A 4,454-nucleotide genomic window follows, 5' to 3' on the forward strand; every position below is an offset into this window, starting at 1 on the left:
GGCGGGGACGTCGTCCGGTACGGGCGTCACGGCGGCGGCGGGGACGACGTACCGCGTCTGGTGCGGGTAGAGGCAGAAGACGGTACGGCCGACCAGGTGTGCCGGTCCCTCCTCCACGAGGCCGACGTTGAGGTAGCCGTACTTGACCGGGCCGGGGAAGTCGCCCTCCTGGAACGGCGCCCGCATGGCCGCGTACTGGCTCTCCGGCACCCCGCCGCGGAAGACCAGCGTCTCCGTGCCGCGGCTCACTCCGGACCACAGGCTGCGGACCAGCACCTCGTCCTCGGCGGGATCCGGAAGGTCCACGTCCCGTATCTCGCCCTGACCTGGCGAGCGGAGCCAGAACGCACGTGCGGTGCGGGTCATCGGCGGGTCCTCCTGAACGATCGGGAAGTTGTTCACGTACCGAGGTGTGCACAGGCCGCGCACAGTACGCGGCGTTGATCGACTCTGTCACACGGCCGGAGGATGTTCGGTGGCCCTGAACAACACTTACGACGCGAGGCTGGTCCAGCAGGAGACGGCCCTGGGCGCGGGCCTGCAGGTCCTGTTGCTGGTCCTGCTGGGCACGGCGATCGGCATGGGACCGGCGGGCTGGCTGACCGGCCTCGCCTTCGCGATCGCCACCTGGGCGGTGCTCTCGCGGGCCCTGCACCGGTCACGGCTGCGGTCCTTCGGCCCGGCCAACCGGGTCACGCTCGGGCGCGCGATCCTGGTCGGCGCGGTGACCGCGCTGGTCGCGGACTCCTTCCAGAGCTCGCCGCCGGTCACGCTGTTCGTCGGCCTGACGGCGGTGGCGCTCATCCTGGACGGCGTGGACGGCAAGGTCGCCCGGCGCACGGGCACGTCGTCGGCGCTGGGGGCGCGGTTCGACATGGAGGTCGACGCGTTTCTGATCCTGGTGCTGAGTGTGTACGTGTCGATGTCGCTGGGTCCGTGGGTGCTGCTGATCGGCGGCATGCGGTACGTCTTCGTCGCCGCCGCACGTGTCCTGCCGTGGCTCAACGCCCCACTGCCGCCGAGCACGGCCCGCAAGACGGTGGCCGCGCTGCAGGGCGTGCTCCTGCTGCTCGCCGCCGCGGACCTGCTGCCCCTCCTGGCGAACGCGGGAGTGGTGGCGGTGGCGCTGACTCTCCTGGTGTGGTCGTTCGGACGGGACGTGCTGTGGCTGTGGCGGACATCGCGGGGCCGGCGGGACGCGGCCTGCGGGGCCGTGGAGGCTACGGGCGCGGTGACGCTCACCGAGACGCGTGCACGCGTCGAGACCACTGCACACGCGACCACCAAGGAAGCCTCCCCCCTCGACGTTTCCGAGAAGGTGCTGGAGTCCGTCGCCGGGTGACGGCCGTTGTTCAGGTGGCCCGGCGCGGCAGCAGCCAGACCGCCGCTGCCGGGATGGCAGCGAGCGCCAGCCACGGCACGGCCGACGGCAGACCCGCGTCGAGCAGTGAGCCGGTGGCCGCGCTGCCGATCAGGACGATCAGGCCGGAGACCGAGGACAGCGCCCCGGTGTACAGACCGAGCCGGCCGTCCTCCGCGAGGTCCGGTACCCAGGCCCGGGCCGCGGGCGCGACGAGCATCTGCCCGACGGTGAGCAGCACGACGAACCCGGCCGCGGGCACCAGCCCCGCCGTACCGCTCCACCCGGCGGGCCGCGCCACCGCGACGACGGTGAACCCGGCGGCGATCAGCAGCAGTCCGGCCGCCACGGAGCGGCGCAGGGCGAGCCGGTCGCCCACCCAGCGAGTGACGGGCAGTTGGGCGGTCACGACCAACAGCGAGGACAGCGCGAACAGCCAGGCCAACGGCGCCTGCGAACCCGTAGCGCGCTCCACCTCGTCGGGCAGGGCGAGATAGAGCTGGTTGTACGCCAGGAGATAGGCACCGTAGGCGCAGCACAGCGCCAGGAAGCGCCGGTTGCGCAGCAGCGCCCGAAGCCCGCCCTTCGCCCGGACGCGCTCCCGCCCGGGGATGCGCTGCGGCAGCAGCCACGCGTGCCCGGCGAGGACCAGCACGAAGACCCCCGCACCGGCGAGACACGCCGTGCGGAAGTCCACCGCGAGCAGCAGCGCGCCGAGCAGCGGGCCGACGAACGCACCGGCCTGACCGGCCACGGTGAACAGCGCCAGCACCCAGGTGCGCGAGCCCCCGCTCTCCTCCTCCCACAGCACCGCCTGCCGGGCGACCTCCGATTCCACGGCGGGCGAGAACAGCGCGGCGGCGAAGCCGATCAGCAGGACCGCGCCGATCACCGACCAGGTCTGTTCGGCGTGTCCGAGCCAGGCGAACCCGGCGATGCGCAGCGCGCAGCCGGCGAGCACGACCGGCCGGATGCCGTACCGGTCGGCGAGCGCCCCGCCGACCACGAACAGCCCCTGCTGGCTGAAGGTCCTGAGCCCGAGCACGAAGCCGACCAGCCAGCCCGCCATGCCGATGGCCTGCCCGAGGTGTTCGGACAGGAAGGGCAGGACGGCGTAGAAGCCGATGTTGAAGGCGAGTTGGGTGAGGATCAGCAGTCGCAGGAGTGGCGACAGGCGGGTGCGTTCCGCTGACCGTCGAACGCGGGAGGCGGACAGGGTGGTCATCGGGTCTCCGTTCCGGCGGCGGCCAACTCCTTGGTGACCCGCCGCCGTTCGGCGCCGACTGCGGCCATACGGCGGTCCGCCCGCCGGGGTCGCCATCGCACTCCTCCCCCAGCCTTCGGCCGGGGGGACCCCCATCTCGCTCCGCTCGCCGCGGTCACCGCGAGCGCGCCGAGAAGGGCGAGGACGGCGGCGGGGGTGAGGACGGCCCAGGGGGCGCGTTCGGCGTAGGGCTGGTTCTCGGCGAGCAGCAGGCCCCACTCCGGGGACGGCGGCTGGGCGCCGAGGCCGAGGAAGGCGAGGGAGGCCAGGGAGAGTGCGACGCCGGGCAGCCGCAGCAGGGCATGGCGGGTGACGGACGGCAGGACCGCGGGCAGCAGTTCGTGGCGCAGCAGGTACCAGCGGCCGGCGCCCAGCGCACGGGTGGCGGTGATGTGCACGGCGGCGCGTTCCTGGAGCAGCAGCGAGGAGGTGTGCGCGGCGAGCGGCGCCCAGGCGACGGCGCTCACCGCGAGCGCGGGCGTGACCGTTCCGCGGCCCACCACGGCGGTGACGAGGAGGGCGCCCAGGACGGCCGGTACGGCGTTGACGGTGTCGACGAGGGGCCCGGAAAGGCGGGGCACCAGCCCGAGCAGCACGCCGGTGAGCAGGGCGACGGCGGTGATGGCGAGGGCGAGCAGCAGGGTGTCCAGGGCGCCGTGACCGATCCGGGCGAGCATGTCCCGGCCCAGCGAGTCGGTGCCGAACGGGTGTGTCAAAGACGGCGGTTGGAGGCGCTCGGTGGTGTCCAGGGCGAGCGGGTCGCGGGGCAGTCCGGCGGCGATGACGCCGAGCAGTACGGCGGCGTGGACGAGGGGCAGGATGCGGCGCGCGGGCGGGGTGGGCCGGTGCAGGGTGGGCAGGGCACCGTCGCGCAGGGCGGGTCCGATCAGCAGTCGCGCGGCGAGCCGGGCCAGTCCGGTGGCCGCCGCCGCGACCAGCAGAAGGGCCAGGGTGCCGGCCTGGAGGACGGGCAGGTCCTGGGCGAGGGCGGCCTGGAGGGTGATGCGGCCGAGGCCGGGAATGTCGAAGATCTGCTCCACGGCGACGGCACCGCCGGTGAGGCCGACGACGAACAGCCCGGCGTTCGGCAGCAGCGCGGGCACACACCGGCGCACCGCCTGACGTGCGATGCTCCGCCCCGGCAGCCCGCGCGCCGCCGCTGCCAGCGCCCACGGCTCGGCGAAGGCACCGGGCAGCAGATCGTCGAGCATCCGCCCGAGCACGGCCCCGGCGGGCACCCCGAGGGCCAGGCCGGGCAACACCGTCCACTCGGGCCCATACCAGCCGAGCGCGGGCAGCCACCCGAGCTGCACTCCTACGACGGTGGCGAGCACGGACGCGGCGAGGAACTCGGGTAGCGCGGCAAGGACCGCCGACCCGCTGCCGCCCGCCCGGCGCCCACCGAGCCGGCGGCGCGAACCGAGCCACAGGGTGCGGGCGCACACAAGCCCGGCGGTGACCGCCGCGACGACCAGGGCCACCGCCGTCAGCAACAGGGACACACCGAGCGCCTCGAGCACGGCGGGCATGACCTCGCTACCGGACAGCCAGGACCGCCCGGCGTCCCCCCGCGGCAACCCCGCCAGCCACTGCCCGAGCAGGTGCAACGGACCGGCGTCGAGCCCGAGTTGCGCGCGGATGTCCGCCAGCACCTCGGGCGTGGGCTCACGGTCGACCGAGCGCGCCTTGAGCACGGTGAGCGCCGGGTCGGTGTGCGCGAGCCACGGCAGCAGGCCGATGGCGCACACGAGGGCGGCGGCGAGGGCGACCCGCCACAGCAGCGTGACCGCCCGTCGGTGGTGGTGCATCGTTCAGCGCCGCGTCCCCGTG

3 protein-coding genes and 1 pseudogene are annotated in these 4,454 nt (G+C 74.2%); 1 reads left to right on the forward strand and 3 read right to left on the reverse strand.

Features of this window, described 5'->3' with window-relative positions; genetic code table 11:
* Positions 1-366 (reverse strand): annotated as a pseudogene (locus ACTWQJ_RS46920) (dehydrogenase); the annotation flags it as partial.
* A gap of 109 nt (positions 367-475) precedes the next feature.
* On the opposite strand from ACTWQJ_RS46920, the gene ACTWQJ_RS46925 reads away from it, so the two are divergent.
* Positions 476-1,342 carry a CDP-alcohol phosphatidyltransferase family protein gene (locus tag ACTWQJ_RS46925; protein WP_443312492.1) on the forward strand — a complete coding sequence of 289 codons (867 nt, stop codon included), beginning with the start codon at positions 476-478 and terminating at the stop codon, positions 1,340-1,342.
* A 10-nt stretch (positions 1,343-1,352) separates the two neighbouring features.
* On the opposite strand, the gene ACTWQJ_RS46930 is transcribed toward ACTWQJ_RS46925, so the two are convergent.
* Both ACTWQJ_RS46930 and ACTWQJ_RS46935 read right to left on the reverse strand, forming a co-directional pair.
* Positions 1,353-2,585 carry an MDR family MFS transporter gene (locus tag ACTWQJ_RS46930; RefSeq protein ID WP_443312493.1) on the reverse strand — a complete coding sequence of 411 codons (1,233 nt, stop codon included), beginning with the start codon at positions 2,583-2,585 and terminating at the stop codon, positions 1,353-1,355.
* Positions 2,582-4,432, reverse strand: a complete 1,851-nt coding sequence (locus ACTWQJ_RS46935; RefSeq protein ID WP_443312494.1) for an ABC transporter permease subunit — start codon at positions 4,430-4,432, stop codon at positions 2,582-2,584. The genes ACTWQJ_RS46930 and ACTWQJ_RS46935 overlap by 4 nt, the downstream gene beginning before the upstream one ends.
* Positions 4,433-4,454: the final 22 nt, after the last annotated feature.

The organism is Streptomyces sp. KR55 (genome assembly GCF_052245645.1).
Lineage (GTDB): Bacteria > Actinomycetota > Actinomycetes > Streptomycetales > Streptomycetaceae > Streptomyces > Streptomyces flavusporus.

What these genes read in the sequence shown, in the direction of transcription:
- ACTWQJ_RS46930 (WP_443312493.1), bottom strand. Translation starts at nt 2,585, where the DNA reads ATGACCACCCTGTCCGCCTCCCGCGTTCGACGGTCAGCGGAACGCACC.
- ACTWQJ_RS46935 (WP_443312494.1), bottom strand. Translation starts at nt 4,432, where the DNA reads ATGCACCACCACCGACGGGCGGTCACGCTGCTGTGGCGGGTCGCCCTC.